Origin of the sequence: Fontibacillus phaseoli, assembly GCF_003337355.1 — a bacterium.
Lineage (GTDB): Bacteria > Bacillota > Bacilli > Paenibacillales > Paenibacillaceae > Fontibacillus > Fontibacillus phaseoli.
Genome location: NZ_QPJW01000001.1, coordinates 250899 through 269592, shown reverse-complemented (window position 1 = coordinate 269592; position 18694 = coordinate 250899). Strand labels below are relative to the sequence as shown.

Genomic DNA, 18694 nt, shown 5'->3' with positions numbered 1-18694 from the left:
GTAAACAAGTAACAGAGGACAATGAATCACTAAGGATGCATACGATTATAAAAAGAAAAAAGAGATAATGTATTGCTGATTTTATCTCGCTAAAAAAAACAAGAAAACGTTTGCATAAATGGAAATAATCCACTTCCATGGGTATTATGTCACTGCATTGATATATTGTCAATGATTGCGTTTAAATTATATATATTGCCACTAGATCCAGGATCGAACGATGTCCCTCGCACCCTAGAACCGGTTTTGCGATCGGAGCGAAGTAATCAATCAGAAGATTCATATTCCTTAAGTTGTTCTTGGATGCGTAAGTCCGATACTGCTCAAATAAAGGCACGATCTCATGAAGTGTTCCTTCCGTTATTAGATCCGGTTGACCGGTTGATTCCCGACCGGTTTGACAAGCTTTTCAAGGTGAACCCTTTGCTCTCAATTTAAGGTAAATCAAAGAACGAATCGCAGAAACGCTATTTATTTGGCCCCCTCTAAAAACCTACTTTTTTAAGCGTTATACGTAATTATGTAAAAGACGATCAATGAATTAAATACGTTAAAAAAATAAACTTCCCAGTTCGGGAAGTTTACTCCATACTCCATATGGTGATTTATACCTCTAAAATAGAAGGCATAATGTGAGGCGCTCGTCCAACTTCTTTCATAAAATACTTCCGCATGACCCGGTGAATCGTCCGAATCCAGATGGCCCGGTCATAGGCTTCTCGCTCAGCCTGTTTCGTCAGATTGCGCTTCAGTACCGCCTCTGCCCGTCTTAGTAAAGGCCTGGCATCCTGCATGTATACAAAGCCGCGGGTCACGATATCGGGTCCCGCCAAAATCTGTCCGGTCTTCCGGTCCAGGGTCATGACCACGATGACGATTCCTTCCTGAGACAATTCCAACCGCTCTTCCATCAATTCGTCTTCCCGCGCCCTCATCTCACCGTTGCTGATAAACACTTCTCCCGAAGGTATCGTTCTGCCGCGTTTGGCCCGGTTACGATAAATTGACAGTGTATCGCCAATGTTCAAGACAAATGACCGTTCCTCTGTCAGGCCGGTTTGAAGCGCCAGCTTCTTGTGACTCAACAGCATCCGGTATTCGCCGTGGATCGGAATGAAGAATTTGGGGCGGATGAAGCTTAGCATCAATTTCAGATCCTCGCGGTTTCCGTGGCCTGAAGTGTGAATGTCAAAAATGGAACCATAAATCACCTCAGCCCCCGCCCGCATCAGCATGTCGATGCTTCGGTTGACGTTCTGCGTATTGCCAGGAATGGGCGACGAAGAAAAGACGACGGTATCGCCGGGATAAATCTGCACCGAGCGATGCGCACCGGATGCGATCCGGCTAAGCGCGGCATTAGGTTCGCCTTGGCTGCCTGTACAAATAATCAGCACTTGACGGTCTTCATACCGGTCGATATGTTTGACGTCGATCAGCATGCCTTCCGGAACGCGGATATAGCCCAGATCCTGCCCAATCGCGAATACTTTTTCCATGCTGCGGCCAATGACGGCGATTTTCCGGTTGCACTGCATAGCCGCCTCGACGACCTGCTGCAGCCGGTGCACGTTCGACGCAAATGTGGCAAAAAGGATCCTTCCGTCGCACTGCCGGAAAGTTTCCAGAATGGCACCGCCTACCCTGCGTTCGGAAGGGGTAAAGCCATCCTTCTCGCTGTTCGTGCTGTCCGCCAAGAGCGCGAGCACGCCCTCGCCGCCGACGCTTGCCATTTTGAACAAGTCTGCGGGCCGGTCTTCCGGCGTAAAATCAAACTTGAAATCGCCCGTATGGACAACGGCCCCGTAAGGCGTATCCACAACGATCCCGAACGCATCGGGAATACTGTGGGTTGTCCGGAAAAAATGCACCGATAGCTGTTGGAAATCGAAACGGTCGTTTTCCTCGAATACATGCAGCTTCACTTCGCCCAGCATGCGGTATTCCTCCAGCTTGGCACGGACCAGGCCGATCGTCAGCGGACCGCCGTAAACGGGAACGGAGAGCTGGCGAAGCACAAAAGGGAGCGCCCCGATATGGTCCTCGTGCCCGTGCGTCAGAAACAAACCTTTGATTTTGTGACGGTTTTCGATCAAATAAGTGATATCCGGAATGATATAGTCAATTCCTGATAACCGGGAGTCCGGAAATTTTAACCCGGCATCAATAATAACGATCTCATTCTTGTATTCAATGCCGTACATGTTTTTACCGATTTCGCCGATTCCGCCCAGGGAATAAATCCGTACAGGTGGCGGCGACGATTTGGGCCGCCGGTTCGGCTTTGCCGTATTTGCTGGTTTAGTATTTGCTTCATTCATTATGCGGTTAATCCTCTCTAGAATAATGCAGACTGATCTATGCTTAATTATACTGAAATCTAATCGCAATAACTAATTAATTTTTAAATCAGGCTTAAACGGCTCCTCAAGCCATAAAAACAAGCCGACGACGAAAAATGCCGAACATCAGCTAATTAACATTCTATTTCAAGAAATTACCCTTTCAGCAAAGCCTTCAAACAGCCGCCTGCAAACTGCGAATCCCGCGCCATAACACAGAACCCTGACCCAGAACATAATTCGGACCAGAAGCTCTCAAATTGGATGATAACGAACCGCCAAACAAAAAAGGCTGACAGAAATTCTGCTCAGCCTTTTTTGTTTGTGTCCCGAATCTGTTTAATCCAGCAACCCGCTCCGGCCAACCACGTCAAGCCAGCGCTCGGCAATCAGATGATGGCCCGCTGCTGTAGGATGCACTCCATCCCACAACCAATACGCCGCATCCGTCGTCTTCTCAACGGCGTCAAAAGCATCCTGGAGCGGAACAAAAACGGCATCGAACCGATCCGCCAGCTCGCGAACCTTGGATTGATACTTCGACATCAATTCCGTCCAATGTCCCCAATTTTCCTGGGTTGCCCCCGTTTTCAGGGTGAATGGTTCGCATAATACCAGCTTCGATTCCGGCAACACTTCCCGAGTTTCAGCCAACAAATGGACGTAAGCCTTTTCAAATCGGTCTGTTGCCCCGCTCGGTTCTCCGGATACGATTCTCCAAGCATCATTCACACCGATTAATATGCTGATAAGGTCCGGCTTAAGGCTGATCGCATCTTCATTCCACCGTGCGTATAAATCGGAAACGCGGTCCCCGCTCACCCCGCGGTTCACGAACAGCGGTTTTTGCGCTGCATTTTCATGACCTAACTTCCCAGCGATCATATAAGCATAGCTATGCCCCAAAACATGGTTGAGATCGTTTCCGCGGTCGCGGTTTCCGTCAGTAATCGAATCTCCTTGGAATAAAATCACCTTATTATTCATCTAAACAATCTCCTTCTCTTGTATCATCGAAAATTCCCTTGTTTTGCTTCATCAGGCGGCAAAGTCAGTATGGTTCCAGGCCGAGATCGTACGCCACATTCTTCAGAGAAAACTCGCATTTATTTTGCCGTATGTACGTTTTGAAATTCTTTGTGCTCTTCCCCCGGCTTAAACTACCTGCAATAATCACGAAATAGTCCGATCATCAATATGGACAAGATGACGCCTTTCTTCATGAACAGCCTGTTGTCCGGATCGCTATGCCGCCACCCGCAATTTACAAGGCGTTGTTTAAATTATACCAAGTAAAACTGATGCCGCGAAGTATCGAAAAGGGATCCTTTTCGGTAGCAGGTCATTGATGCATGAATTGGAAGAAATCCAAGGAAACGGACGATTTTGCCTCGACCCGTCCGGAAATATGGTTTTTGATTGGATTTTATCCATTCCAGGGCTGCCTCGCCTCCCCATCAGGCAGAAAGACCCTGCTTAGGTATCCCATCCTAGGCAAGGCCTTTTCCCTACTCAGGAGAAAGCCTATAACGATGGTCTCCCGATCCCTATTTTACAGCAACATAAAACAGTCTGGCCGCATCCGCCGTCGCTTCCACCCACTCGAAGTCGGCATAGCAGGAGACATCCCGGAACCCGCACCGTAATAGTTGGCTCTTCATCCATTCCGGATCGTAAGACCGCTGCACGTGGTTTTCCTCGAAACGACGGTACAACCCGGGACCGCTCTCGTCTTCACGGGCAAAAATAGTCAGATGATGTTCAATTTCATCCCGTGCATCATCCCGCTCGCAAGTCCAGATGTAAGCCACGGAGGATTCGTTCCAAATGAACGGCTGCTCCTCTTCATACCGCCGCAACGTGTTCGGATGATGAACATCGAACAGAAAAGTACCGCCCGGCTTCAACCCTTCATAGGTTCTGCGGAATGTACGGACGATGTCCTCCTCTTCCAGCAAGTAATTCAGGCAATCGCAAAAAGAAATCACCGAATCGACCGGTTCAGGCATTTCCCATTCCGTCATATCCTGCTGGACCCAACGTACGCCGCCATTGTGGAACAGACGGGAGCCCTGCGGCGTCCCTTCCATTTTGCGCCGGGCTACCGCCAGCATATCCGCAGACAGATCAATCCCGGTCACTTCAAAACCGGCGTTTACAAGCGGAATGGTAATACTGCCCGTTCCGCAACCAAGATCCACGACCGTTTTCGGCATGCCGTGCTTTTCCCAGGCTTGACGGGCAAAACGTATCCAGTCGGGATAAGGCATATCTTCCATCAATTCATCGTAAACATAGGCAAACTTTCGGTAAGATACCATGGCTGTCACCGCACTTTCATTTCCGCACATCTGTCGTTGCAGGTACAGTTTATTTTGTAATCCATGTTTGAGAATCGCTCAGTGTAGCTCATCTGCTTATTCCGGTCTGGTTTCTTCCTTGTCCTTCAATACGGAAGCCAGGTAAGTCCAGTTCTCTCTCTGCGTGATCTTGCCTTCCTTCAACAGCTTACCGAGCGCACGCTTGAACGCCGATTTGCTAATGCCGAACCGCTGCTTGATCAGGTCGGGCGCGGTAGCGTCCGAGAATGGCATCCCTCCGCCGGGGCGGCTCTCCAGGTAAGCCAGAATGCGCTCGGCATCTTCGTCGCGGCCGATTTCCTTACGCGGCACCATCGACAGGTTGATCCGTCCGTCCTCGCGGATATGCGAAACACGAACCTTGACCCGCTCGCCTAAACGCAATAGCCGGCTACGCTCGGAGGAATGGATCATCCCGATCACTCCGAATCCGAGCACCCCTCCGTCTACGATGACGAACGTCCCCATCTGTAGCGGCTTATAAACGACAGCTTCCATCCACTGGTTGTTCCAGGTCGTCGGCGCGTGAAAAGCATACTGGGCCAATTCCTGCTCCCCGGCCAACTTAGCCTTCAGGCGTCCCTGCTTGTCGTGCTCCATCAGAACATAGACCCGGTCTCCCACTTGGGGATGGAGCTCGCGGAGTTCAGGCAGCTCCCGGATCGGCAGCAACAGTTGCCGGCCCAGTCCCATTTCAAGAAAGCAGCCGAGACGCGGATGCACATCGGCTACCTCCAGCAGTGCGAGCTCCCCTAACGTGAGAAACGGTTTTTTCATCGTTGCGGCCAGCCGGTCATCCGTATCATAGAACAAAAACACTTCGACGGTCTCGCCCGGCTGGACTTTACTCGTCAGCTCCGAGTAATGAAGCAGCACGTCCTGCGTGCCTCCGCTGAGAAAATAGCCGTAAGGCGACACTTCCCGATCAACGGGAAGAGAAATAATCGTTCCCGCTACAAGGCTCATACGTTCTCCACTACTTTAGCGTCCGACCACAGACGCTCGATATTATAAAACTCCCGCTCGTCCCGGTGGAATACATGAACTACGACATCCCCCAAGTCCATAAGCACCCAACGGGCGGAGTTCATTCCCTCAATACCGCGAATATTTACGCCAGCTTCCTGGGCGCGTTTGCGCACCTCCGTCACGATGGCCTGTACTTGCGTGTCCGAGTTACCGTGACAGATGACGAAATAGTCGGCAATCATGGAGATTTCTTTCAGGTCTAGCGCCACGAGATTCATCGCTTTTTTGTCTTCCGCGGCTGCCACCGCAATACTTAGCAATTCATTTGGTGATACCGGCATTCATTCAGCCTCCTAGTTAAATAGATGTTGTAGCTTATAAAATCGCTCTCGTTGCTTTGATGAGATCGTTTCGGGCCAAGACGGTTAGCGGAAAAATCGCCTTCCGCTTCTCCAACAGGAAGGAAATCGTCGAATCGAAACCGGCGATCAGCGCTTCCTCCAGATTGTGCTCAGCCAGTTCGCGAATCCGCTCGACGCCGGGAAACTCCCGCCCCGGCTCCATATAATCGGCCAGACAGACAATCTTGTCCAGATTCGTCATGCCTACTCGCCCGGATGTATGATACCGGATAGCATCCAGCACCTCCCGATCCTCGATGCCGTAGTCGCGCTGCGAGATAAAAGCACCGACTTCCGCGTGCAGAAGCTGTTTGTCATGCTCCAGCAGTTCCGAATTCAAGCCGTTGTCGCGGATGACGGCTTCCTGCCGATCGACCGGCCAAAATTTGGCCAAATCGTGCAGGAGCGCGGCTAAATCCGCTTTTTCGGGATCGCCGCCAAAACGCTTCGCCAAGATCACCGCCGTGTCCATAACGCCTTCGACATGCTTCCAACGTTTGGCCGGCATTTGTCCGGAGACGATCCCGATCAGTTGATCACGAGTGTATTCCATACAATCCGCTCCTTACGATATATTCATACACCGCTTCGGGCACCATGTAACGCACCGACAATCCGCTGGAGATTCTTTTGCGGATCAGGCTGGAAGAAATATCGACGAGCGGCATATCCGCAAGAAGCACCGCGTCTTGAATATACGGCGGCAGCGCATCAAGCTCAAGAAAACTTCCGGGACGCTGCAGACCGATAAACCGCAGCATGCCCGTCAATTCCTCGATCCCCTCCCATTTTGGAAGGTAATTGACCATGTCGGCCCCGATGATAAAATGCAATTTCAAGGCCGGATGCTGGCCGCGAAGCTCTTTTATCGTATCGACGGTATAGGATACCCCGCCGCGGCGCAGCTCGATATCGAGCGGTTTGAATGCCGGATGGCTCCTCGTCGCCGCTTCCACCATGGCGAGCCGCTGCTCCCCGCTGACACCGGCCTGGTGTTTGTGGGGAGGAATATGAGAAGGCATGAACCAGACCTCTTCGAGTCGATATTGTTCGCGCGCAGCTTCCGCAGCCAACAAATGTCCCAGATGGATCGGGTCAAAGGCTCCCCCCATAATGCCGACTCTCTTCATGTCCATATCCTCCTCTGCCGCTTAAGGAAGCTCAATCTGTTTATATTCGCGAGATTCCTTATACAATACAATCGTTCTTCCGATCAGTTGAACCAACTCGGCTTCCGCTCCGGAAGCCAGCTCTTCGGCAATTTCCTTGGGATCGTCCAGATTGTTGTTGAGCACGGAAACTTTGATCAATTCCCGGCGTTCCAGCGCTTCGGAAATATGCCGGATGATCTGATCGTTCGTGCCCCCCTTGCCAACCTGAAAAATCGGCTGAAGATGGTGAGCTTGGCTCCGCAAATAACGTTTTTGTTTTCCAGTAAGCATGTAATTTCAAAACTCCTCTAAATTTAAAATAGTTGATTGGAGATATATCGGGTAGGGATAACCATTAGCTCAGGATGATCCGATCAAAAGCGCATTAACTGGAAAATATACAGCTAAATCGAGCTTACCGTTTTAATCATCCCAATAAACTGGATAATCTCCAGTTAATTGGCCGCTCGACTCGAATTAAAGACGACTTCGGTCAAAATAGATGGAGGTTTTCCGGTTAAATTCCTTCGATCGCGTAAATCGATGGAATTAACTGGAGAATTTCCAGTTAATGAAGCCAGAAACGGCTGCGCCGTACGCCTCATACCCGAATGTTTTAAAACGGCGGCACAGCCAACTCGTTAGCCGCCTATGCCAAACTGCTTAACACCGCGGCCCGCATCGCTTCCACGGGAGCCGGCATGCCGGTCCAATATTCAAAGGCGTAGCTCCCTTGATAAACGAACATTCCGATTCCATTATGGACCGTACAGCCTTTCCGTTCCGCCTGAATGAGCAATTCCGTCCGCAGCGGATTATAAATGAGGTCGCTTACGACGATGCCGGAAGGCAACCCAGCCGCATCTAGCGGCATATGGCCGGGATGCGGATACATTCCGACGGAGGTTGTATTGATCAAAATATCAACTTCCGGCAGCAGGTTGCCGGCCTCTTCCATGCCGCACCCCTGAAGGTGACCGAGATGGCTCCATTCCCGGGCCAAATCCCGCGCCTTCTCCGCCGTGCGGTTCGCCACGATTACCCGGGCAGGCGCCTCCTGCAGCAGGGCATACACAATGCCGCGTGCCGCGCCGCCGGAACCGAGCACAAGTACCCGCTTTCCGGTCAAATCGGGCGCAGCCTCCTCTTTCAAAGAACGGATATAGCCGATGCCATCCGTATTATAGCCTTTCAACACTCCGCCGTCATTGAGTATCGTATTCACCGCGCCGATGGCACGGGCTCCTTCGTCGATTTCGTCCAAATATTTTATGATCTCGACTTTATGTGGAACCGTTACGTTAACACCGCGGAATCCAAGCGCGCGGATTCCTTGTACCGCCTGCTGCAAACGCTCTTCTTTTACGTGAAGCGGTACGTAACTTCCCTCGATACCCGCAGCTTCAAGCGCCGCCATGTGCATTGCCGGAGACTTGGACTGAATGATCGGATCCCCCATGACGCCGAGCAACAGCGGCAATGGATTTCCTCCCCGCTCTTTCTCTACGACATTCATAGTTTTCCCCCTTTGATCCTTTCCGTAAACGAGAAAGAGACTAGATCACTGAAGGCCGGACCATCACTTTAATGCCTTTGGGCACATGAACAGCCACAACCGCACCCGACTCATTATTCACCTTGATCCAGCCCAGACCCGAAATAAACAGGTCGGACCGGCTCCCTTTCGCAACGCGGAACTCATGCTGCGTCCATTCCGGAAGTTTCTCCAGGTTTTCCCGGGTTGGAGGGCTAAGCAGTTCACCCGCATGATCCGCAAACAATTCGTCCGCCCGATCCAGCTTGGTCCGGTGCAGGGGAACCCGCCCGCTTACGAAGCAGGTGAACGATTGACGTTCCCCCTGAATAAAGTCGAACCGGCCAAACCCGCCGAAGAAAATGGTTTGCCCTTCATTCAACTGGTACACCGTCGGCTTCAACGGCTTATCCGGCAAAAGGATGCCCAGATCCTCCGGGCTCACGATCTCGCTGTACCTGGAGGGATACATAATGCCCGGCGTATCGATAATCGCTCTCCCGTCGTCCAACGGAATATGCACCATATCCAGCGTCGTCCCCGGATATCTGGACACGGTCAGTTCCTGATCAAGATCGCTGTAATCGCGGATCAGCCGGTTGATGAGCGTCGATTTGCCGACATTCGTCGCACCGACCACATACACGTCCCGATCACCGCGGTATCTTGCCAGCGCTTCCAGCAGACGGTCGAAGCCGCTGTTTTGCTTCGCGCTGCAGAGCACGACATCCTCCACTTTCAGCCCGAGATCCTTCGCTTCTTTTTGTACCCAGTTTCGCAGCTTGTTCCAATTGGTTACTTTGGGCAGCAGATCGATTTTGTTAACGGCGAGCAACACCGGGTTATTGCCGATAAAACGCTGAAGCCCGGAAATCACGCTGCCGTGAAAATCAAAAATATCGACGATGTGAATGACCAGCGCCTCTTTTCCGCCGATTTGGCCGAGCAGCCGTAAGAACTCGTCCTGCTCCACCGTAACGGATGAGGATTCATTGTAGTTTTTGATCCGGAAGCACCGCTGGCAAATGACCGGCTCCCGTGTAAGTGCCTGCTTCGGGGTATACCCCGGTCGGTTCTGCTCTTCGCTCTGCAGTTTGATCCCGCAGCCGCTGCAGCGGAATTGTCGTTCTTCGCTCCGCTTGTCTGTCATTTTTGCTTTTCCTCCTCAAGCCATAATCCCGATTTCCCCAAACGATGCTTGACGATCCGCTCCAAACGTCGGTTAATGCGGGTGCCGAGGCCCTCGTCACCGGCCGATATCGGAAGCACCAAAACAGTAAACAGCCCCTGCCGGTTGCCTCCCAGAATATCGGTCATCATTTGATCGCCTACCACAATCGTCTCCTTCGGATCTAGGCCCATAATCTCCATTCCTTTCCGGAATGAGGAGCCCGCCGGTTTTCTCGCCTTATGCACGAACTCAATATTTAAGGGGGTGGCGAATACCGACACCCTGTCCAAATTATTGTTTGACACGATCACAAGTTTAAATCCGGCTTTCTTTACCTTTTCGAACCATTCCACCAACTCGGGCGTAGCCAAAGGAGCTTTGGCCCCGACCAGCGTATTGTCCAGGTCCGTGATGATTCCCCGGTACCCTTGTTGGTACAGACCTTGGAGGTCGATATCAAAAACGCTGTTAACCCGCAGTTTTGGCAAAAATCCTTCAAACAATGTACGTTCACCTCGGTTTCATACGACAAACTATACCATATTCTGTCCCTGCTTTATATTTATATTTTAAATAAGAAAACATCCCCGGCGCAAGCACCGGGGATTCATTAACTGACCGTCATATTCTGAAACGTTCCACAAAATGTTCACCGGTTCTTCTTCGGGTCATCCGGATCAGCTTGCGTGAGAGCTCCTGAACGATGTTCCATTGATTCGGCGAAAACGCCTGCCGGCTATAACTGGCCCGTTCAAATTCCCGCAGCAACGCGTCCAGGGACGCCGTCAGTTCCGGCTGTTTCTCTTTCCAGCGGCCAAAAGATTCCCTTAGCGTCTCGTCGCCGCTCCGCTCAAAGCCTCGCCACCGCAGTCTGCGGACTACGCGATGCGTCTCCAGAACAATCTTTTCTTCAATCGTCAAAGGCCGTCCCAAACGCAATCTGTAAAATCCAAAGTACAGAACGGACCGCAGTTGGTACACTACCCACGCCAGAACAATCGCAAGCGCAACCAGGAATACGTTCCGGATCGTCTTGGGGCTAATTTCATTCAAAAAGCCGGCATCTTGTTTGGCGGATTCACGATCCACCGATGCATCATCGGTAAGCGTCACTACGCTCCCGTCCTGTTCGTACAGTACCGGGGCGTCAAAACCGGGAGTCGCTTCGAACGGAATCCACCCGTATTCGCCAAAATACAGCTCAGCCCAGGAGTGCGCGTCGGCATTATTAACCCGGTATGCCATCCCCGTTTCGGGGAACCGCTGCAGGTACTCAGGGTTAGGCTGGTTGCCCGGAGCATACCCTTTGACCCATCGTGCCGGAATGCCAAGCGACCTGGCCATCATCACCATGGAGGTGGAATAATAATCGCAATACCCTTGCTTAATCTCGAATAAGAATGCATCCACGAAGTCTTTGCTTTTTTTCCGGGACAAGTCGGGTTTATTTGTGTATTCATAGTTTTGCCGGAGATAGGCCTGCAAGAGTTCCATCTTCCTATAAGGGGTGGAGCCTTCTGCGGTAACCTGTACGGCCAGTTCCCGAACCCGCTCCGGAAACTCCGAAGGTAATTGCAGATATCCTCTGTCTTGAGAACCCTGATACAGTTCCTCGAAAGTAGCCTGCTGTACTTCCTCAAGCGGAATGACCGGGATGTTGGCGACTACTTTATACTTTTTCGGGTAGAGGCGCTCCATGGGTTCCTGACTGCTTAACGCCTTCTTATACCCGCCCCAATGGAGTTCGGCTTCCTTGGACGCCCACATCATGGTACCCCCGGCTTGCTGCTCCTCATCCAGCAATTCCACGCTGCCCATGGAATAACCGCCGAACAATACGGGATAGACTTCCTCGTTTTGCATCGTGATCGTTTGCTCCACCTGCATGGTGCTTACCTTCGGAGCTATTTTCGTGACCGGCAGCTCTCCGGTAGAGCTTTCCTGGTAGATTTCGTAATCCCGCACCTCATCTTGAAGATCCGCCCATCCCTTGCCGGTATAGTTCCGGCGCGTCTCTCCGCGCCAGTAGGACCTAACGGACGTATCCACGGCCATCACCGGGCTGTAACTAAATTCAAAACCGCCCCCAAGCTCCGTGTCGTCCCGGCTATAGCCGGAGATGACTTCTTGCGGAGCAATAATCGTGACGGCTCCTGCCGCTGCGGAAGCCGGAATTGCGGCGCTCCCGCCCGCTCCGTTCTCCTTGTTTTTCCAGGCCGTATACGGATCGGTTAACACCGGAGATACCGACGGCATGCTGATACCGATCAAAAGAACGCAGGCAAAAATAACAAGAATGTTAGCTGCGATCTTGACCGGCTGGCTCCGAAGCCGGCTCCAGCCTTGCGGATATTTGAGCTGAAAAGAGCGGAAGTGCAGGCTGACCAGCCAACCGAGCCCTCCGAACACCGTCCAAGCTACGTTTTGCCATAAATAATAGGAAGTAAACGAGTCCAGGATGGCAAAAGCCACCAGATCAGCAGCCAAAAAGACCAGAATGCGTTTTTTTCCGGTCAGCAGTTCCAGCGCGAGTTCAAAAAACGCCCAAGCCCCCAAGGAGAACCAAATATAAGGCGTAAATTGCTGGGCCATCTCGCGAAACTGATCCGGAAACAATTTGCCGGCCGGGGTGTACACTTGATATGCGACCAATACGATCCGCCAAACGGACATTACCGCAAAGGCCTTAATCACCCAGCGCCAGGCCGCCCCCAAAGGAAGCATCTCGATCACGGCAACCGTCAATAGAGTCACAGTAACAAGCGCCGTTGTCTCCTTAAACCATAAAGGCTCCGTGTAATCAATCCATGGCATAGCGATCAGAAGCAGCCATAATACCGAGAATATACGGTACCAGGAAAATCTTCGGTCTTTGGAACGATTCATCATCGGCCACCCCCCAGAGCTGACGGAAGTTCGCTCAGCGAAGTGACTGAAATCCCTTTCATTCCTCTATCCTGAAGGGACGCTTTCCATTGCCCCTGACGACTTGCCCCGGTACCCGGACCCGCCGTATGAATGTGATACGGCGTCATATATCGCGATTTGGCCCAGCGCATAATGCCGAGCATTTTATCATCGGTCAGCGGACTGATCAGAATAAAGAACGCTCCGGACGGAAAATACTCCCGCTTGGCCTCCAACATATCCTTGTAGGCGCCGTAACCGTCCGCATTAATATCCACTAGATAATGCAGCATCTGCTGGCGCTCCAGATAACCTTCCGCCGGAAGAAATCCTCGGAAGCTTTTGCCCAATGTGCAAAGTCCCATGCTGATTCTCTCCCGTGCGCCGTATTCCAACAGCGATGCGGCTATTGATACCGCCAGTTCGAATTGGGAGGGCTGAACGTAGCTGATCGAATGCGCATCCAGCACCAAAATCGTCTTCGGCAACGATTCATGTTCAAACTCCTTCGATTTCCAGGTCCCCGTCTTCGCCGTTGCATTCCAGTGAATCCTGGAGATCCGGTCGCCGTAGATATAATCGCGGACTCCGTTGATTTGGGTCGTTTCCCTGCGGGACAGGGCTATGGCGGTTTCCGGTCCGGCCAGACGCGAATTGCGGCTCTGCAACCGCCAATGGGGAATAAAAACGGTGCGCGGAAGAATACGGAACTCCCCGCCGGTCTCGAATACTCCTTTATGCTTCATTAGTCCGAAAATATCTTCCGAATGGCACTCCGTACCGGCAAACACGTACTTTCCCCGTTCCAGCGGAGGCGTCTGATAAATGATGGTACTCTCTTTGCGAAAATGAGGAACAACACTGTCTTCGAACATCCAGGAGTCCCCGTTGTGCCGCTGCAAATGTTCTCTAACCACGATGTAAGGAAGCGGCATAAACTTCGGAGGCTGCACCTGAAGCTTGACATGAACCTGGTCCCCGGCCTTCAGCATTCCCGACCTGTCGCTTTCCTGCGACAAGGTGCGCGAGCCTTTCACGCGCTTAATGCCTCCCAACCCGCCGACCACCCAATATAAAGCCAACAGCGATACCATCGTGAACAGCATCAGCGACGTTTTGCCGCCTTGGAATAATACGTAAAACAAACATACCAGCCACAATGAGGCTATCTTCCAAAAGTTCAGCGAGGAGAGCCCGGATCTGAATGTTTCCAGTACCGCTCGCATAAACTACCGTCCCGCAGATATCGGCACCTGAACCTGCCGCAAAATCTGCTGCAACACTTGGCCCGAATTCATACTGTCCAACCGGGATTCGGGACGCAGCAAAATCCGGTGTCCAAGCACATAAGGGGCCAAAATTTTCAAATCGTCAGGCAAGACGTAAGAGCGTCCCTGCATAAATGCGAACGCTTTAGCCGCCGTCACAAAAGCGAGCGAAGCCCGGGGCGAAGCGCCCAGAAGTACGGCTTCATGTTCCCGGGTACGACGCACGATTTCCAGAAGATAATCCGTCAGCAGTTCGCCGATGTGCACATCGCGGATTTCGCGTTGAATAGCGGCGATTTGCTCCATATTGGTCACCGGCCGCAACTGGTCGACAGGTTGCCCCTTACTATGGGTGAAGAGCATGTTTTTTTCGGTGGCCGTATCGGGATACCCCATCCCGATTTTTAGCATAAACCGGTCCAGTTGGGCTTCAGGCAGCATATAAGTACCTTCAAAATCAATCGGGTTCTGCGTGGCGCAAAGCATAAAGGGATTCGGCAAGGGATAAGTGACGCCATCCGCAGTAACGCTGCGCTCTTCCATAACCTCCAGCAGCGCGGACTGGGTTTTGGTCGTAGCCCGGTTGATCTCGTCAGCCAGCAAAATATTACTCATCACCGGTCCGGGACGGAACACAAAACGTTCCTCGTGGGGGTGAAATACCGACACGCCGGTAATATCGCTCGGCAAAATATCCGGATTGCATTGAATACGCCGGTACTCGCCGTCCATTGACTTGGCAAGCGCCTTGATCAGTTGGGTCTTGCCTGTTCCGGGCACATCTTCGATCAGTACGTGGCCGCCGGCAAGCAGAGCGGTGAGCAGCAAGTTGATTTCAAAAGATTTTCCAAGAATGCATGATTCCAAATTGTCTTTTACGGCGGTCATTATTGTCATCGATTGCTCATTTACGGGCACTTCTATTCCCTCCAGACATTTGATCGTCCTCTCGCATCTATGTTGTCTATGCTTATTTCTTATTTCTTCCTATTGTACATGATGTAAGTCCAAGAAGTATACTTGATACCCTTCGGGAGTGATGTTGAATATTTTCGGACGGAGGAACCTCCCGAACCCATGACAAAAAACCTTCAGCAAACGGCTGAAGGTTTTGCTTTTTTAGGCAACTCCAGATGTACCGAATCTCCTGATCAGCCCTTCGGACGGAAGACGAGTGCGGCCAAAAACGAGAAGATGATCGCCGCGGAGATCCCTGCGCTGGTAACATCGAAGATCCCGGTAATGACCCCGATCCATCCGTCCCGTTCCAGTTCGGTCAACGCGCCGTGCACGAGTGAATTGCCGAAACTGGTGATCGGTACGGAAGCGCCGGCGCCGGCAAATTTGACGAGCGGATCGTACCACCCCACCGCATCCATGACTGCTCCGATCACCACCAAGGTACTCATCGTGTGAGCCGGAGTCAGCTTGAATATATCGAACATGATCTGGCCGACGACGCAAAACAATCCCCCTACGACGAATGCCCACAGAAATATCATCGTAATCCTTCCTCCCTTTCCAGAGCCACCGCATGGGCGATGCACGGAATACTCTCGCCCTGCTGATAAGACAGCGGAGACAACAGCGCTCCCGTAGCCACGACCAGCACCCGGTTCAGCTCGCCTTTTTTCATTTTTTTCAAAATATGTCCGTAAGTCACGACCGCTGAGCATCCGCATCCGCTTCCTCCCGCAATCACGAAAGGCTGCTTGTCCCGGTCGTAAATCATCAGCCCGCAGTCATTGAATATCGTCTTGTTCATGGATACGCCATCTTGCTCCAGGACATCCTTAACAATGGCGTGTCCAACCGCTGCCAGGTCGCCGGTCACGATTAAATCGTAATCCTCCGGTCCCCGGCCCGTATCGCGGAAATGCGCGACCAGCGTATCCGCCGCTGCCGGCGCCATCGCTTCTCCCATATTGAACGGATCCTTCACGCCAAGGTCCTGAACCCGTCCGATGGTTGCATGAGTAATGCGCGGCCCGGAACCTTGGGAGGAGACCACCGCGGCGCCGGAACCGGTAATCGTGTATTGTGCCGTCAGAGGTTTTTGCGATCCGTATTCCGTCGGATACCTGAACTGCTTCTCCACGGTACAGTTATGGCTGGCCGTCCCGGCGAGCGCATAATTTGCGCCTCCGGCATCCACGATCAAGGCGGCCAGCGCCAAGCTTTCCATTGAGGTTGAGCATGCTCCAAAGACGCCCAAATAGGGAGCTCCGATCTTTCTGGCTGCAAAAGTGGCGCTGATGATCTGATTCATCAGATCCCCGCCGATGAAAAATTGAAGTTCTTCCCGGGAAATGCCCGCATGTACCAGCGCCAGCGAGGAGGCGTGTTCGAGAAGTTTGCGTTCGGCTTTTTCCCAAGTCTTCTCGTCGATCTCCAGATTGTCGTACACGAAATCAAAATCGCCCGACAGCGGGCCTTGCCCTTCTTCCGGGCCGACTACGGTCGCCGCTCCGATAATAGCCGGTTTCGATTTGAATTCCCAGGACTGCAAGCCGGTCAGCATCATCAGTGCGAGCCTCCCAATCCGAAAATGACATGCACCACGCCAATCAAAAAGGCCGCGACGACGCCGAAAACGATAACGGAGCCCGCCAGTTTGAACATATTGGCCCCGACGCCCAAAACAAGGCCTTCCGCCTTGGATTCCAGCGCCGAAGAGCACATGGAATTGGCGAACCCGGTCACGGGCACCGCCGTTCCTGCACCTGCCCACTGGGCGATTTTGTCGTAAACGCCAAATGAGGTGAGAATGACGGAAATAATAATCAGCACGGCGACCGTCGGACTGCTTGCTTCTCTGGAAGTCATACCGCCGAATGTCATAAATAGCTGCTGAATGCATTGTCCGATCAGACAAATCAGTCCCCCGACAAGGAATGCCTTCAGGCAGTTCCCGAAAATATTACTTTTGGGTTTATGTTTTTTGGCAATTTCTTTGTAATCTTCTTCGGTCAGCGACATGGAATTCAGCTTCACCCGGGCACCGGATCTCGATTTGGCTGGCAATCGCCATCCCTCCTTCGTACATAATCTATTGCGGGTCCGAATAGCGGATCTTTTTTCTTACGCCGTACATTCATTATTTGTCAGCGGGACATTTGTTATGTTTGGTAAATCATCCATAGCCGGACGAAACAAAAAAACAGCGGATTTCCCGTACCGGAAACCGCTGCTTTACAGCCTTAGCCTATGATTAAAGATATTGAAGGATGATGACCAGCAGAATGAACAATAACAAGATCACCAGCCAGTCTTTGGAATACCGCTCCATCATGACTTGCCTCCCTGCCTTCTTAGGCTCTTTCGAAAAGAACTTTGCTGCAGTATATGAACCATCGGGTGCTCCGGTGCCACTTCGAAATGTGGATTTTGTATTTCGCGTTATTCCGGAACATAGACATTCCTTGAAAGCTGGTACATACTAAATAATGATGGAAAGGAGAGAACGTTAGATGAATGAAAAAACAAAGGAACTTTTTAAACAATTGACTCAGTTTCCCGCTGCTCCGGGATTTGAGAGAGAGCTTCGCATCTGGTTCAAAAATCAGTTGTCGGCTTATACCGAAGAATTCGTGCAAGACCGCCTGGGAAGCCTGTTCGGCGTCCTGCGCGGCGATGACCAAGGGCCCCGGGTCATGGTGGCAGGGCATCTCGACGAGGTAGGCTTTATGACTACAGGCATTACCGATAACGGCATGGTGCATTTTCAGCCGCTCGGCGGCTGGTGGAGCCAGGCCGTGTTGGCGCAGCGCCTGCAACTCATTACCCCGCAGGGCCGAATCGTGGGCGTCGTCGGCTCGACCCCGACCCACCTGCTGGATGAGGCTCAACGCAGCAAACCTGTCGATATCAAGACGATGTACCTGGATATCGGGGCAGACAGCCGCGAGGAAGCCGAAGCGGCCGGGGTTCGCCCGGGGCAACAAATTGTCCCGATCTGCGAATTTACGCCTATGGTCAACCCGAAGAAGATTATGGCCAAAGCGTGGGACAACCGCTACGGCGTAGGCCTCGCCATCGAGCTGATGGAGGCGCTGCACGGCGAGAAGCTGCCCAACACGCTGTACTGCGGGGCCACCGTACAAGAGGAGCTCGGCCTTCGCGGTGCGCGGACCGCGGCGAATCTGATCCAGCCGGATATTTTCTTCGGCCTTGACGCAAGCGCCGCGAACGACACCACCGGCGACAAGAAAGCCTTCGGCCAATTAGGTCAAGGCGCGTTGCTCCGGATTTATGATCCAACGATGCTGACACATCGCGGGATGGTGGAATATATCCAGGATACGGCAGATACCCATAAGATCAAATATCAGTATTTCGTATCCCCGGGGGGGACGGATGCCGGACAAGTTCACCTGAGCGGAATCGGAGTTCCTTCCACCGTCATCGGGATTTGCTCGCGCTATATCCATACCTCGTCCTCGATCATTCATACGGACGATTATGCCGCAGCCAAAGAACTGCTAACCAAGCTGGTCAAAGGCCTGGACCGCACCACATTGAACACGATCCTGGAGCGGAGTTAAGCCTTAACAAATAAATAGAACAATAAAGAGGAGCCATCCTCTCCGAT

18 protein-coding genes are annotated in these 18694 nt (G+C 52.1%); 1 reads left to right on the top strand and 17 read right to left on the bottom strand.

Annotation, left to right across the window (positions count from 1 at the left end; translation table 11 throughout):
• Positions 1–605 precede the first annotated feature (605 nt).
• The 17 genes from rnjA to spoVAC all read right to left on the bottom strand — a co-directional run bounded on the left by rnjA (position 606) and on the right by spoVAC (position 17127).
• Positions 606–2321, bottom strand: coding sequence for a ribonuclease J1 (rnjA, locus tag DFP94_RS01270; RefSeq protein ID WP_114494636.1), 1716 nt, complete (start codon positions 2319–2321; stop codon positions 606–608).
• 360 nt (positions 2322–2681) lie between these two features.
• Positions 2682–3329, bottom strand: coding sequence for an SGNH/GDSL hydrolase family protein (locus DFP94_RS01265; RefSeq protein WP_114494635.1), 648 nt, complete (start codon positions 3327–3329; stop codon positions 2682–2684).
• 560 nt (positions 3330–3889) lie between these two features.
• Positions 3890–4663, bottom strand: a complete 774-nt coding sequence (locus tag DFP94_RS01260) for a class I SAM-dependent DNA methyltransferase (protein ID WP_114494634.1) — start codon at positions 4661–4663, stop codon at positions 3890–3892.
• Positions 4664–4759: 96 nt separating this feature from the next.
• Positions 4760–5668: a CvfB family protein gene (locus DFP94_RS01255; protein WP_114494633.1), complete on the bottom strand. Its 909-nt coding sequence runs from the start codon at positions 5666–5668 to the stop codon at positions 4760–4762.
• On the bottom strand, positions 5665–6012 hold the full coding sequence (gene rsfS / locus DFP94_RS01250) for a ribosome silencing factor (protein WP_114494632.1): 348 nt from the start codon (positions 6010–6012) through the stop codon (positions 5665–5667). Before rsfS ends, DFP94_RS01255 begins: the two co-directional genes overlap by 4 nt.
• Before the next feature lie 34 nt (positions 6013–6046).
• The gene (yqeK, locus tag DFP94_RS01245; RefSeq protein ID WP_114494631.1) at positions 6047–6625 is read right to left on the bottom strand and encodes a bis(5'-nucleosyl)-tetraphosphatase (symmetrical) YqeK; all 579 of its coding nucleotides are present in this window, start codon (positions 6623–6625) and stop codon (positions 6047–6049) included.
• Positions 6609–7202 (bottom strand): nicotinate-nucleotide adenylyltransferase, encoded by a 594-nt coding sequence (locus DFP94_RS01240; protein ID WP_114494630.1) that lies wholly within the window; start codon positions 7200–7202, stop codon positions 6609–6611. The genes yqeK and DFP94_RS01240 overlap by 17 nt, the downstream gene beginning before the upstream one ends.
• 21 nt (positions 7203–7223) lie before the next feature.
• Positions 7224–7514: a ribosome assembly RNA-binding protein YhbY gene (yhbY, locus tag DFP94_RS01235; protein ID WP_114494629.1), complete on the bottom strand. Its 291-nt coding sequence runs from the start codon at positions 7512–7514 to the stop codon at positions 7224–7226.
• 358 nt (positions 7515–7872) lie between these two features.
• Complete coding sequence (aroE, locus tag DFP94_RS01230) at positions 7873–8739, bottom strand: shikimate dehydrogenase (protein ID WP_114494628.1); 867 nt, start codon at positions 8737–8739, stop codon at positions 7873–7875.
• Positions 8740–8779: 40 nt separating this feature from the next.
• Positions 8780–9907, bottom strand: a complete 1128-nt coding sequence (gene yqeH, locus DFP94_RS01225) for a ribosome biogenesis GTPase YqeH (protein ID WP_114494627.1) — start codon at positions 9905–9907, stop codon at positions 8780–8782.
• Positions 9904–10431 (bottom strand): YqeG family HAD IIIA-type phosphatase, encoded by a 528-nt coding sequence (locus DFP94_RS01220; RefSeq protein WP_114494626.1) that lies wholly within the window; start codon positions 10429–10431, stop codon positions 9904–9906. Before DFP94_RS01220 ends, yqeH begins: the two co-directional genes overlap by 4 nt.
• Positions 10432–10549: 118 nt before the next feature.
• On the bottom strand, positions 10550–12817 hold the full coding sequence (locus DFP94_RS01215) for a DUF4129 domain-containing transglutaminase family protein (RefSeq protein WP_114494625.1): 2268 nt from the start codon (positions 12815–12817) through the stop codon (positions 10550–10552).
• Entirely contained in the window at positions 12814–14061 is a 1248-nt protein-coding gene (locus DFP94_RS01210; protein WP_114494624.1) for a DUF58 domain-containing protein, read from the bottom strand. The genes DFP94_RS01215 and DFP94_RS01210 overlap by 4 nt, the downstream gene beginning before the upstream one ends.
• A 3-nt stretch (positions 14062–14064) precedes the next feature.
• Positions 14065–15000: an AAA family ATPase gene (locus DFP94_RS01205; protein WP_425459236.1), complete on the bottom strand. Its 936-nt coding sequence runs from the start codon at positions 14998–15000 to the stop codon at positions 14065–14067.
• A 254-nt stretch (positions 15001–15254) separates the two neighbouring features.
• Positions 15255–15605 (bottom strand): stage V sporulation protein AE, encoded by a 351-nt coding sequence (spoVAE, locus tag DFP94_RS01200; protein WP_114494622.1) that lies wholly within the window; start codon positions 15603–15605, stop codon positions 15255–15257.
• Entirely contained in the window at positions 15602–16627 is a 1026-nt protein-coding gene (gene spoVAD, locus DFP94_RS01195; protein ID WP_114494621.1) for a stage V sporulation protein AD, read from the bottom strand. Before spoVAD ends, spoVAE begins: the two co-directional genes overlap by 4 nt.
• Positions 16627–17127 (bottom strand): stage V sporulation protein AC, encoded by a 501-nt coding sequence (gene spoVAC / locus DFP94_RS01190; protein ID WP_425459222.1) that lies wholly within the window; start codon positions 17125–17127, stop codon positions 16627–16629. The genes spoVAD and spoVAC overlap by 1 nt, the downstream gene beginning before the upstream one ends.
• 446 nt (positions 17128–17573) lie before the next feature.
• Here spoVAC and DFP94_RS01185 point away from each other — a divergent pair, with 446 nt between their 5' ends.
• The gene (locus DFP94_RS01185; RefSeq protein ID WP_114494620.1) at positions 17574–18647 is read left to right on the top strand and encodes a M42 family metallopeptidase; all 1074 of its coding nucleotides are present in this window, start codon (positions 17574–17576) and stop codon (positions 18645–18647) included.
• The last annotated feature ends 47 nt before the right edge of the window (positions 18648–18694 follow it).

What these genes read in the sequence shown, in the direction of transcription:
- rnjA (WP_114494636.1), bottom strand. Translation starts at nt 2,321, where the DNA reads ATGAATGAAGCAAATACTAAACCAGCAAATACGGCAAAGCCGAACCGG.
- DFP94_RS01265 (WP_114494635.1), bottom strand. Translation starts at nt 3,329, where the DNA reads ATGAATAATAAGGTGATTTTATTCCAAGGAGATTCGATTACTGACGGA.
- DFP94_RS01260 (WP_114494634.1), bottom strand. Translation starts at nt 4,663, where the DNA reads ATGGTATCTTACCGAAAGTTTGCCTATGTTTACGATGAATTGATGGAA.
- DFP94_RS01255 (WP_114494633.1), bottom strand. Translation starts at nt 5,668, where the DNA reads ATGAGCCTTGTAGCGGGAACGATTATTTCTCTTCCCGTTGATCGGGAA.
- rsfS (WP_114494632.1), bottom strand. Translation starts at nt 6,012, where the DNA reads ATGCCGGTATCACCAAATGAATTGCTAAGTATTGCGGTGGCAGCCGCG.
- yqeK (WP_114494631.1), bottom strand. Translation starts at nt 6,625, where the DNA reads ATGGAATACACTCGTGATCAACTGATCGGGATCGTCTCCGGACAAATG.
- DFP94_RS01240 (WP_114494630.1), bottom strand. Translation starts at nt 7,202, where the DNA reads ATGAAGAGAGTCGGCATTATGGGGGGAGCCTTTGACCCGATCCATCTG.
- yhbY (WP_114494629.1), bottom strand. Translation starts at nt 7,514, where the DNA reads ATGCTTACTGGAAAACAAAAACGTTATTTGCGGAGCCAAGCTCACCAT.
- aroE (WP_114494628.1), bottom strand. Translation starts at nt 8,739, where the DNA reads ATGAATGTCGTAGAGAAAGAGCGGGGAGGAAATCCATTGCCGCTGTTG.
- yqeH (WP_114494627.1), bottom strand. Translation starts at nt 9,907, where the DNA reads ATGACAGACAAGCGGAGCGAAGAACGACAATTCCGCTGCAGCGGCTGC.
- DFP94_RS01215 (WP_114494625.1), bottom strand. Translation starts at nt 12,817, where the DNA reads ATGATGAATCGTTCCAAAGACCGAAGATTTTCCTGGTACCGTATATTC.
- DFP94_RS01210 (WP_114494624.1), bottom strand. Translation starts at nt 14,061, where the DNA reads ATGCGAGCGGTACTGGAAACATTCAGATCCGGGCTCTCCTCGCTGAAC.
- DFP94_RS01205 (WP_425459236.1), bottom strand. Translation starts at nt 15,000, where the DNA reads ATGACAATAATGACCGCCGTAAAAGACAATTTGGAATCATGCATTCTT.
- spoVAE (WP_114494622.1), bottom strand. Translation starts at nt 15,605, where the DNA reads ATGATATTTCTGTGGGCATTCGTCGTAGGGGGATTGTTTTGCGTCGTC.
- spoVAD (WP_114494621.1), bottom strand. Translation starts at nt 16,627, where the DNA reads ATGATGCTGACCGGCTTGCAGTCCTGGGAATTCAAATCGAAACCGGCT.
- DFP94_RS01185 (WP_114494620.1), top strand. Translation starts at nt 17,574, where the DNA reads ATGAATGAAAAAACAAAGGAACTTTTTAAACAATTGACTCAGTTTCCC.